The 609-nt window shown below is 78.7% G+C and carries 1 protein-coding gene; it reads left to right on the top strand.

Features of this window, described 5'->3' with window-relative positions; translation table 11 throughout:
- Positions 1 to 609: sensor histidine kinase (locus EEJ42_RS30985; protein WP_246097508.1), on the top strand; the 609-nt coding region annotated here is incomplete at both ends.

Raw genomic sequence — 609 nt, 5'->3', positions numbered from 1 at the left:
GCTGCTGGCCCGCTGTGCGCCCGCGCTCCTCGGGCCCGCCCCCGCCGACCGGCTGGCCGCCGCCGAGGAGCGGGCCGCCCGGCTCGCCTCCCGCAACCGCCTCGCCCGCGAGCTGCACGACTCCGTCGGGCACGCGCTCAGCGCGGTGACGCTCCAGGCGAGCGCCGCGCGCAGGGTCCTGGACGCCGATCCGGGCTTCGCCCGGGAGGCGCTGGAGGCGATCGAGGAGACGACGCGCGGGGCCGTCGCCGAACTCGACAGCGTGCTGGGCCTGTTGCGCGAGGAGTCCGACGGACCCGGGACGGGCCGGGCCACGCCCTCCCCCACCCTCGCCGACCTGGACGCGCTGCTGGCCCGTACCCGCGCCGCGGGCGTCACCGTCGACCTCGACGGGCCCCCACCGGGCGGTCTGCCGCCGGTCGTCTCCCGCGAGGCGTACCGCATCGTGCAGGAAGGGCTGAGCAACGCCCTGCGCCACGCCGGCCCGGTGCCGGTGCGGGTGCGGATGACCAGATGCGGCAGCGAGTTGGAGATCAGCATGGAGAACCCGGTGAGCGGGGCCGCCGCCCGCGCGCGCCGCACCGGTGGCGGCCGCGGGCTGCGCGGCAT

The organism is Streptomyces botrytidirepellens (genome assembly GCF_003721215.1).
Classification (GTDB): Bacteria; Actinomycetota; Actinomycetes; order Streptomycetales; family Streptomycetaceae; genus Streptomyces; species Streptomyces himastatinicus.
Note: the sequence above shows the minus strand (reverse complement) of the source record. Positions and strands in the feature narration are given on the sequence as shown.